Source organism: Nocardia carnea (genome assembly GCF_029869215.1).
GTDB lineage: Bacteria > Actinomycetota > Actinomycetes > Mycobacteriales > Mycobacteriaceae > Nocardia > Nocardia carnea_B.
This window is the reverse complement of sequence record NZ_JARWPM010000068.1, coordinates 19,621-29,305: the sequence shown is the minus strand read 5'-3', so window position 1 is coordinate 29,305 and position 9,685 is coordinate 19,621. Positions and strand designations below refer to the sequence as shown.

The window sequence follows — 9,685 nt, the reverse complement described above, 5'->3', positions numbered from 1 at the left end:
TTTTCGCTTCGCCCGGATGGTTCGCGTCCAGAATCTTTTCCGCGGTGGCACCGTCGTCGAACAGCATCGCCTTACGCCACATCATGTAGTGCTCGGCCGTCCGGAACTCCATACCGTCGACAGTGCGGTGATGCGCGGCGTGGATGTGCTGCTGTCCATTCCGGAACTCCTGCTGTCGCTGGCGCTCGTCACGGTGCTCGGCTTCGGTACCGGCAATGTGGCGCTCGCGGTGGGCGTGGCCCTCCTGTGTGGTCCCGGCGCGTGGCGCGGCCCGGGCGGGTGGTGGGGGCCCCGCCCCCCCCCCGGCGCACAATGGGGGGCAAAAACCCGCGCCGCCGGAGGCGGCGCAAAAGAACACTGTTATTGACAACCGGTTTCGATTAGACTCGGCTCGGCAGATCTGCCGCGGAAATCCGTATCACCTGTCGCACAGACCATTTGGCCCTCAGGAGGTCGCCGTGTCCTTGGATGTCCCCACCGCCTTGCTCGAACGGGCCGAAAGCGGTGAGATCACCGACGCCGAATTCGTCGAATGCGTCCGCACTTCACTGCCTTACGCCTGGGAGGTAGTCAGCCGCGTGGCCGGTGAATTAGGCTCCGGCACCGCCGAATTCGCCGACAACGAGATCGCCCCGCCCGACGAGACCGCGCGCGGCCAGCTCTTGCGCGCCCTCGCCTCCGATGCCATCCGGGGCGGCCTGGAGCGGCATTTCGGGGTGAAACTGGCGTTCCAGAACTGCCATCGCGTCGCGGCGTTCCCCCTCGCCGCCGTCGGCGGCGAAACCTACACCCGGTTCATCAGTCCGCGGGCTCAGTTGCTCAACCAGAGCCCCGAACTGCGCAACTGCTGAAAACCGCCGGCCCCCGGCGCGAATCGCGCCGGGGACCGTGTTCGCCCGTACTCAGCGGACCGTGGTGATCTCCAGTTCCCCGTCGGCGTGCTGCGCCCGCAGCCGCTTCTTGTCGAACTTGCCGACGCTGGTCTTGGGGACCTCCGCGATGAACGTCCAATACTCCGGCAGCTGCCATTTCGCGAACCGCTCGGACAGGAATTCGCGCAGTTCCTCCGGCTGCACCGAGGCACCCTCGGCCACTACGATCGCCGCCAGCGGCCGCTCGTCCCATTTCTCGTCGGGGATGCCGATCACGGCGGCCTCGGCCACCGCCGGGTGGCCCATCACCGCGTTCTCCAGGTCCACCGAGGAGATCCATTCCCCGCCGGACTTGATCACGTCTTTGGACCGGTCCACCAGCGTCAGGTAACCGTCGGGCGTGATCTTGCCGACGTCGCCGGTGCGCAGCCAGCCGTCGTCGAATTTGCCCGGGTCCACGGCCGTTCCGTCGGGCGCGTAGTAGGAGCCGGTGATCCAGGGCCCGCGCACCTCCAGCTCGCCCAGCGATTCCCCGTCGTTGGGCACCACATTGCCGTCGTCGCCCACCAGACGCGCCTGGACACCGGGCGGGAACTGCCCCTGAGTGATCCGGTAGGCCCAGGCTTCTTCGCCGGTCACACCCCGCGGTGGGTGGGCCACGCTGCCCAGCGGTGAGGTCTCGGTCATACCCCAGGCGTGCACGACGGTCACGCCGTGCTTCTCCTCGAACGCCCTCATCATCGACGGCGGTGCGGCCGATCCGCCGACGACCACCTCACGCAGATGGGTGATGTCCTGCGGGGCGGCGGCCAGCGCGGCGAGCACCCCACCCCAGATCGTCGGCACGGCCGCCGCGAACGTCGGTTTCAGCGCGGCCATCAATTCCAGTAGCGGCGCGGGCTGCAGGAAGCGGTCCGGCATGATCAGATTCGCGCCGGTCATCAGCGCCGCGTACGGCAGGCCCCAGGCGTTGGCATGGAACATCGGCACGATGCTGAGCACGCTGTCCTCGGTGCGCAGCCCCATCCCGGACGGCGTGACCGCCTGCATGGCGTGCAGCCAGTTGGAACGATGCGAGTAGACCACGCCCTTCGGATCGCCGGTGGTGCCGGAGGTGTAGCACATCGCCGCCGCGGCCCGTTCGTCGAGCACCGGGAAGTCGTATTCGGCGGGGTATTTCGCGAGCAGTCCGGCGTAGTCGTGCACGGTGACCCCGTCCACCGCCGGCACGGCCGCGACATCCCCGTTGACCACGATCACGTGCCGCACTGTTTTCAGGTGTGGCAGGTACTGCGCGAACATCGGCACCAGGGTGCCGTCGACCAGTACCACCTGGTCTTCGGCATGGTTGGCCACGAAGATCAGCTGTTCGGCCGAGAGCCGGATGTTCAGCGCGTGCAGCACCGAGCCCATGGCGGGGATGCCGATATAGGCCACCAGATGTTCGTTGTTGTTCCACATGAAGGTGCCGACCCGGTCGCCTCGGCCGATACCGAGATCGTTGAGCGCGTTGGCCAGCCGGCCCGCTTCGGCGCCGACCTCGCGGTAGGTCATGGTGCGCACCCCGTCCCCGGTCCAGGTGGACACCGTGGAATCGCCGACGAAGGTGGACGCGTAGCGCAGCAGCGTCGCCAGCGACAGCTGGTCGTCCATCATGGTGCTCAACATCGGAAATACCCCTTACTGATCTGGGTGGCGGGCGGTGCGTGATGTGAGCCCCGGCTCAGCTGTTGAGACACAGAAGTAAGGATGACTCACATCACAAAACCGCACACTACCGTGGAGTAGCGAGGCATGGTGGCGGTAGGGGCGAAACCCGGCGAAATTGTGACGCCGCTGGTCAGCGGGCAAAAGAGAGTACACCGACGGACGGCGGTGTGGACGGGATGAGACGCAATGCCCGCGACGCCCCCTGCGGGCCACCGGCACTGCGCCATCGCCGCCGAGCACTCCCTTGTGATAGCCCGGAATCCGGCCCGCTGCCAAGTCAGATAACGAAACGACATCCAAACGAGACACGGCCCGAATTCATGTACCGACTGATGGGATGAATGCGCCGCTCAGCCGGCCGCGCGACCTTTGGTTATTCAGTATCTGAACTATCCACACCGAAAGGTCCGGATAACTTACAAATGCACGCGCAGCGTCGGCCGGCCCCGAGATTCTGGCCGAATATATCGATTCACTGACCTTCGTTCCCCTTCGCCGCCACCGCCCGCAGACCTACCCTTGGAGCATGACAACGCCGTCGATCATCATCATCGGGGCCGGGTTCGGTGGGCTCGGTATGGGACTCGAGCTCCTGCGGTCGGGCATGGACGATTTCCTCATCGTCGAACGCGCCCAGGACCTCGGCGGCGTCTGGCGGGAGAACACCTACCCCGGCGCGGCCTGCGATGTGCCCTCGCCCCTGTACTCGTGGTCGTTCGAACCGCGCTCCGACTGGCCCCGGCGCTTCTCCGAGCAGGCCGATATCCACGACTATATGCGCGGTGTGGTCGGCAAATACGACCTCGAACGCAAAATCCGGTTCGGTACCGAGATCAGCGACGCCGAATACGATGCGGCCCAGGCGAAATGGCAGATTCGCACCACCGGCGGCGAACTGCTCATCGCCGATGTCCTGATCTCCGCGGTCGGCCAGCTCTCCCGGCCCGCGCTGCCGATTATCCCCGGCCTCGACACCTTCGCCGGTCCCGCCTTCCATTCGGCCGAATGGGACCATTCGGTGGACCTCACCGGCAAACGCGTCGCCTGTATCGGCACCGGCGCCAGCGCGATCCAGTACATCCCGCGGATCCAGCCGCTCACCGAACATCTCACCCTCTTCCAGCGATCCGCGGCCTGGGTCCTGCCGAAGCCGGATGCCGAATACACCGCGGGCCACCACGCCGTCTTCAAGTACCTCCCCCCGGTCCGCTGGGCCGAACGCCTCGGCTGGTGGCTGTTCTTCGAGGTGATGGCACTGGCCCTCACCGATCTGCAGGGCATCCAGGCACCCGTCCTCAAAGTCGCCGAGAACCACCGCGCGAAACAGATCCCCGACCCGATCCTGCGCGCCAAACTCACCCCCGACTACGCCGCCGGCTGCAAACGCGCCCTGTTCTCCAACGACTACTTCCCCGCCCTCGGCCGGCCGAACGTCACCGTGGAGACCACCGCGATCACCGAGATCACCCCCACCGGTGTGCGCACCGCCGACGGCATCCACCACGAGGTCGACGTCATCATCTACGGCACCGGCTTCAAGGGCACCGAGTTCCTGGCCCTCATGAACGTCTACGGCACCGACGGCCGCAAACTCGCCGACGCATGGGCCGCCGAGGGCGCCCGCGCCTACCTGGGCGTTTCGGTCCCGAACTTCCCCAACCTGTTCCTCATGTACGGCCCCAATACGAACGTGGGCTCGGGTTCCATCGTCTACATGCTGGAATCCCAGGCCCGCTACATCCGCCAAGCCGTCGAACACCTCCGCCGGCACCCCGGCCGGGGCTTGGCCGCCCGCGCGGAAACCGAACAGCGCTGGGACGACTGGCTGCAGAAACGCCTGAAGGACACCCCGTGGAACTTCTGCTCCAGCTGGTACCGCAACGCCTCGGGCCGCATCACCAACAACTGGCCCGGCGCCACCCTCCTCTACCGCTGGAAAACCCGCCGCTTCGTCCCCGCCGACTACGAAACCACGGTCGCATCCTGACCTCCACCGCCCGGCGAACCTACGATGCGGCCCCACGCCGGGTCACCCGGTAGACTCCTGCCCACCGGCCCCCGGCCCGGCCCTCGTAGCTCAGGGGATAGAGCACCGCTCTCCTAAAGCGGGTGTCGCAGGTTCGAATCCTGCCGAGGGCACTGCGCGTTTCCGCAGTTCAGTTCGGACGAGGCCTACGGCGGCGACTACAAGTTCCGGACCTGGCTCGAAACCGCCACATCGGATACCAGGTGGCGGTGGCAGCGCCGCGGTCGACGGGTGGACCACTGCAGCAGGCTGGAGAGGGCGCACGGAACGAACCCAGTAGGTCGAACGCTTCCAAGATCTCAATACGTGGCTATGGCTGCCGCTACACGGGTAGATTGTGGGTGCGCAGCGCCGCAAGCAGTCCGTCTTGTCGAGTGGTTGTCGGTGTGGGCTCGACGAGCGCGACGGGGCAGCCAATTTGTGCGGCACCGCCATCGGATTCGGGGCTGTCGCCGATCATCAGGGTATGTTCGGCTCGCGCTCCCATCCGCTCGACTGCGGCGAGGAATATCGACGGGTCCGGTTTGGCAGCCCCGACTTCGTAGGAGAGTACGAAGTGGTCGATCCACTTGTCCCATCCGCGGGAGATGAAGGCGGGCCTGATGTCGAAGGCGATGTTGCTGAGTACGGTGACAGTGATGCCGGCGCTGGAGAGCTTCTCGAGCACGGTGGGGGTGTCCGGGTAAGGCGTCCATTTCAATGGATCGACGAGTATGTCGTACATTGCCTGGACGTCGACGCCGCTGATTGTTCCCCAATGGGCGAGGATTTCGGCGTAAGCAGCGCGATGCAGGGTGGGATCGAGGTCGCGATGTCGCCAGGCGTGCAGGTGGTCCGCGTCGAGTGCAATGGGTGGATCGGTCGGTGCGGTCATCCATCGCATCAGCTCGACGATGTCGAGGTCGGTTGTGCGGAACCCGAGTTGATCGACCCAGTCGCCACTGTGTTCGAGCCGGAACAGTGTTCCCGAGAAGTCGAAGATCACCGCGGTGATCTCGTTGTCGGGAGGAGATTCGGTCATGGTTGCCTTCCGCAGGGGGCCTGTTGACATCACCGGGCTGTCTCCCTCCCTCATCCGAGGGAGACAGCCGTTAGACGATTCAGAACGAGGTGGTCAAAGTCTGTGTCTCGCCGGTCCTGGCGGCCTCGTATGCTTTTTCGATGATTTCGATGACGTGGCGTGCGTGCTCGGCGGTGGCAATGGAGGGCCGACCGTCGAGCGCCCAGTCGACCATCTGCATGATGTCCTCGTAGACGTGCAGTTCCTGTAGATGCCAGTGAGCTTCGGTGGCATGGGGCAGGATGAGTTCGTTTCCACCGAAATTGGGGTGGACGCCTTTGTCGGGGGCTTCTGCCGCCACCTTCTTGCCGGGATAGTCGAAGGGGTGGCCGTTGAGGTTCAAGCCGATGATCTCGCCTTCGGTGCCGTAGTAGCGCCCGGAGAAATCGAACTCGACACCTTCGGTCAGATTCCCGGCCGCGGTTCCATAGGCGAAGGCGAACCTATTGGCACCGAAGTCGAGGAGCATGACGGTGTTGTCGTGGGCCTCCACCTTTACCGGTGTGTTGTTGACCATTCGTTGGGGTACGACGGTGCCGGAGAGCGCGGTGATCCGGCGGACAGGGCCGAGGATCCCGGTCAGTCCGTGCAGGCAGTAGACGGTCAAATCATAGAGGGGCCCACCACCTGGCTTCTTGAAATACCACGTCGGGTCGACATTGCTCACCGCGTCGGTGCCCTGACGTTCGGGCTCGGCGGAATGGTAGTTCCCAAAGGCGGCACCACAGGCGGCCCAGACCAGTTGACCGATCTCCCCGCCCTCGATCATTTCCTTGATTCGCTGGTTGTGCGGTCGCAGCATCTCTCCCGGGGACGCGACCAGGCGAACGTCGTTACGGGCCGCGGCGGCGATCAGGTCGTCGGCCTGTGCGGTGGTCACCGACATTGTCTTGTTGACGTGGACGTGTTTGCCCGCGTTGAGCGCGGCGAGCACGTGCTCATAGTGCAGGCCGATCGGGGAGCCGATCGTCACTGCGTCGATCTTGTCGTCGGCGAGCATATCGTCCAGCGAGCCGTAGGCGTCGCAGTCGCCTGCGGAGAATCGTGCGGCGGCCTTCTCTGCTCGTTCGACCACCGGATCACAGACTCCCGTGACCTGGACGACGGATGCGGTGTCGTCGACGGCGAAATGCGGCATGAGCCGTAGATTGATAGCGCCGGCTCCGACGAAGCCGAGTCTCAGTCTCTTCATTGGAACTCCAATTCTCGGTCACCAATTGGTGCACGTGCCTCAGGGATCCGCTAGTAGAGGCCCTGGATGGTGCCGCCGACGTCGTAAGCCGAGCCGCTGATCCGCTTGGCCAGCGGAGAGGCGAGGTAGGCAACGATAGTGGCTACGTCGTCGGGATCGGCGATCCCCAGCGTCAGCTGCCGGTCCTCGAGGTAGCGATCGACTGCAGTCTCGCGATCGGTGTCGTAGAGCTCGGCCAGTTTGTCGGCGATGCCGCCGGGCCGTGACCACAGGCCCGTCCATACGGGCCCGGGGAGCACGGCGTTCACACGAGTTGCGGGGGCGAATTTCTTCGATGCTGCTTTCGTCAGGTAGAGCACGGCCGACTTCATGGCGCCGTAGTCCGCCGGAACATCGTCGGGTTGTTTGGCCAGGTCCGAGGCGATGTTGATGATCGATGTATTACCGCGTGCGGCCATGCGGGGGCCGAAGGCGCGGATGGTCCGGACATAGCTCATGAAGTTGAGCTGGAACGTCAGGTCCCACGCGGCGTCGTCGATATCGAGTAGATCGCGGGAAATGCACATCCCGACGTTGTTGACAACAATGTCGGGAACTGCGCCGAGGCCCCGCTCGACCTCACTTAACGCGGAATCCACGCCGGTCGCTGTCGACAGATCCGCTTCGACGAGAATCGGGTTTCCGGCGGACTTCCACGAACCGGCATTGGCTTCGAGTGCTGCTCCGTCGTAATCGGACACCGCAACCCGTACACCTTCGTCGCTGAGCCGGGCGGTGATGGCGGCGCCGATGCCGTGTGCCCCGCCGCTGATGTATGCGGTCTTCCCCGCTATTTTCAGGTCCATCAGTAATCCTTCGTTGCCATATCGTCGACGCCCGCCACTGTCGGAGGTGCCGAGTGCAGTTCGTAACCCGCATCGGTGCGCGAGCCGATGCCTCCATAGATGCTGAGGATTGTGCAGGGTTCCTCGTAAGGGTTGGCGAAGCCGTGCCATTCCCCGGCCGGGATGTGGATGGCATCGCCGGCGGCCACGTCGATCGCCCCGGACTCGGTGAGGTGGCGGCCACGGCCGGCGACCACGTATACCGCCTGTTCAGCATGGGCATGGCGATGCAGTCGGTGTGCGGTATGGGCCGGCATCTCGTTGACATTGAGGACGATGCCGGTCGAGTCGACGGTCTCGTTGGTCAACAACCACCACACGTGCGTGCCGAGAGTGTCCGGGCGGGCGGGGGCGTGCGGATCTTCGGTGATGGTCGCTCGGGAGCGTACCTCTACCATTGCCGGTCCTCCTGATCACGGAAGTTGATCATCACTTTCGGCCGGCTCTTGTCCCGACTACCCAGCAGCGCGAACGCGTCCGCCGCCCGGGCGGGCGGAAATTCTGATTCGACGAGTCTGCCGAGATCGACCTTCCCGGCTCCGACGAGCGCGATGAGCCGGTCCCACTGCTCGATGCCGGACAGCACCCCATGCACTTCGGCATTCTTCAGAACGAGGGGTACGGTGTGGAAGTTCGGAATCGGGGTGTGCGCGACCCCGATCAGTGCCACCCGGCCGCCGTCCCGCAGGACGTGTGGAACCTGGGCACCGGCACTCAGAGAACCGGACGCTTCGATGACCACGTCGTAGGTGTTCTCGGGAGCGTCGGCCGGGGCGAGAGTGGCGCGTGCCCCGAACTGCCGGGCCAATGCCAGTCCGGCCTCCTCGACACCGATCACGTCCACGGTTGCGCCGAACGCCACGCAGAGCTGCACGGTGATCAACCCGAGGGTGCCGGTACCGAACACCAGCACCGCGTCCTCTTCGCGGACGCGTGCCCGGGTGACTGCGTGCAGGGCGGTGGTACCGGGTTCGAGGAGGGCGGCATCGCGGTCCGAGAGGCATTCTGGAATCGGTGCGAGGACCTTGGCCGGTACCGCGAAGTACGTGCTGGCAGCGCCGGGATAGTTCCCGAACACGCCTACCTCGATCCGGTTTTCACACACCACGCGGTGCCCGGTCCGGCAGGCGCGGCATGTGTCGCACGAGATGACGTTGTATCCGACGACACGATCACCGGGGGTGTATGCGCGCACATCGTCAGCCGCCGCGACAACCGTCCCACTCCATTCGTGACCGAAAACGAACGGATAGTGCATCGCACCAGTGTGCAGGTAGCTACTCGTCCCATCGAACAGGGCCGCATCGGTCCCGCACAACCCGACGTAGGACGTTCTGATAATGCACTGACCTGGCTGCGGACCGGGAACGGGAACGTCGGTCAGTGTGACAGTGCTCGGTGCATCGATGACGAGTGCGGCCATCGACCGCGCCGGTTGAGCAAAATCGGTGTGGGTTGTTTTCATTGTCGTCGTCAGCGCCTCTCGGAGCAGAGGGTTTCGCCGGGAGTGTGGTCCGGCCGAGGGGTGAGGTATGCCGAAGCCTCATAGCTCAGCGGTATCGTCGTCGGCGGATGGCATATGCAGAGGTCTCAACACTGCCCATATCGCGAATAGGGCAGCGAAAACCAGGAAGCCGATTCCCGTCGTGAGATTCACTCGGATGCCGCCGGACTTCTCGAGTTCCTCTGCGGTCGTGTTGAGGAAACCGAGCATCGTCAGAAACAGGCCGTAGAAGCCGAATAGGCCGGCGATGATGATGCGCAGGTCGAAGATCTTGCTGGCAGTGCCTCGTGCCCTTTCCGCATCTTCGGAGGCTGCGATCATCGCGTCGATCGCCATGGCGACCGGTCGAGGTTCGGACAAAACAGCCCCTGCCGTTGCCGAGGTCGACGACTCGTCGCCGCGATGGCCGGTCGGCGGTGTATTCAACATCGAATTCT

Annotated in this window: 10 protein-coding genes, 1 tRNA gene and 1 pseudogene; 4 read left to right on the top strand and 8 right to left on the bottom strand. The window is 64.7% G+C overall.

All coding sequences use genetic code 11. The features are described from left to right. Positions 1–112 (bottom strand): NADAR domain-containing protein (locus tag QH276_RS03270; protein ID WP_432278781.1); only part of this gene is annotated, 112 nt, incomplete at its 3' end. Between the two features lie 3 nt (positions 113–115). On the opposite strand from QH276_RS03270, the pseudogene QH276_RS03265 reads away from it, so the two are divergent. Continuing rightward, positions 116–247, top strand: a pseudogene (locus QH276_RS03265) (ABC transporter permease); the annotation flags it as partial. 211 nt (positions 248–458) lie between these two features. After that, positions 459–851, top strand: a complete 393-nt coding sequence (locus tag QH276_RS03260; RefSeq protein ID WP_280406594.1) for an SCO5389 family protein — start codon at positions 459–461, stop codon at positions 849–851. Positions 852–902: 51 nt separating this feature from the next. Here QH276_RS03260 and QH276_RS03255 read toward each other — a convergent pair whose 3' ends face one another. Continuing rightward, positions 903–2,540, bottom strand: coding sequence for a long-chain fatty acid--CoA ligase (locus QH276_RS03255; protein WP_280401424.1), 1,638 nt, complete (start codon positions 2,538–2,540; stop codon positions 903–905). 568 nt (positions 2,541–3,108) lie between these two features. On the opposite strand from QH276_RS03255, the gene QH276_RS03250 reads away from it, so the two are divergent. Together QH276_RS03250 and QH276_RS03245 are read left to right on the top strand one after the other, a co-directional pair. Then, positions 3,109–4,569, top strand: a complete 1,461-nt coding sequence (locus QH276_RS03250; protein WP_280401423.1) for a flavin-containing monooxygenase — start codon at positions 3,109–3,111, stop codon at positions 4,567–4,569. A 79-nt stretch (positions 4,570–4,648) separates the two neighbouring features. Continuing rightward, positions 4,649–4,721 (top strand) — tRNA-Arg (locus QH276_RS03245). Positions 4,722–4,930: 209 nt separating this feature from the next. Here QH276_RS03245 and QH276_RS03240 read toward each other — a convergent pair. The 6 genes from QH276_RS03240 to QH276_RS03215 form a co-directional block, all read right to left on the bottom strand. After that, positions 4,931–5,629, bottom strand: coding sequence for an HAD family hydrolase (locus QH276_RS03240; RefSeq protein WP_280401422.1), 699 nt, complete (start codon positions 5,627–5,629; stop codon positions 4,931–4,933). Positions 5,630–5,708: 79 nt separating this feature from the next. After that, positions 5,709–6,860, bottom strand: a complete 1,152-nt coding sequence (locus QH276_RS03235; RefSeq protein ID WP_280401421.1) for a Gfo/Idh/MocA family protein — start codon at positions 6,858–6,860, stop codon at positions 5,709–5,711. A 50-nt stretch (positions 6,861–6,910) separates the two neighbouring features. Beyond that, positions 6,911–7,705 (bottom strand): SDR family NAD(P)-dependent oxidoreductase, encoded by a 795-nt coding sequence (locus tag QH276_RS03230; RefSeq protein WP_280401420.1) that lies wholly within the window; start codon positions 7,703–7,705, stop codon positions 6,911–6,913. Next, positions 7,705–8,142 (bottom strand): cupin domain-containing protein, encoded by a 438-nt coding sequence (locus QH276_RS03225; protein WP_280401419.1) that lies wholly within the window; start codon positions 8,140–8,142, stop codon positions 7,705–7,707. The genes QH276_RS03230 and QH276_RS03225 overlap by 1 nt, the downstream gene beginning before the upstream one ends. Continuing rightward, positions 8,136–9,167, bottom strand: a complete 1,032-nt coding sequence (locus QH276_RS03220; protein WP_280401418.1) for a zinc-dependent alcohol dehydrogenase — start codon at positions 9,165–9,167, stop codon at positions 8,136–8,138. The genes QH276_RS03225 and QH276_RS03220 overlap by 7 nt, the downstream gene beginning before the upstream one ends. 120 nt (positions 9,168–9,287) lie before the next feature. Continuing rightward, on the bottom strand, positions 9,288–9,677 hold the full coding sequence (locus tag QH276_RS03215) for a hypothetical protein (RefSeq protein ID WP_280401417.1): 390 nt from the start codon (positions 9,675–9,677) through the stop codon (positions 9,288–9,290). Positions 9,678–9,685 lie beyond the last annotated feature (8 nt).